The organism is Aeromonas enterica (assembly GCF_054052465.1).
In genome coordinates, this window is sequence record NZ_JBSTYL010000089.1 from 1 (window position 1) to 217 (window position 217).

Sequence of the window (217 nt, forward strand, 5' to 3'; positions counted from 1 at the left end):
TACCGGTTAGTGTGCTGATATGGCTCAGTTGGTAGAGCGCATCCTTGGTAAGGATGAGGTCCCCAGTTCGACTCTGGGTATCAGCACCAGTTTTAAGTTAGTTTTAACGCTTTTTGCCTGACGGCAATAGCGCCGTGGAACCACCTGATCCCATGCCGAACTCAGAAGTGAAACGCGGTAGCGCCGATGGTAGTGTGGCATTCGCCATGCGAGAGTA

General features: G+C 52.1%; 1 tRNA gene and 1 rRNA gene. Both read left to right on the top strand.

The window, feature by feature from the left end:
• Positions 1-13 precede the first annotated feature (13 nt).
• Positions 14-89 (top strand) — tRNA-Thr (locus ACW5XD_RS24020).
• Between the two features lie 27 nt (positions 90-116).
• A 5S ribosomal RNA gene (gene rrf / locus ACW5XD_RS24025) occupies positions 117-217 on the top strand; the annotation flags it as partial.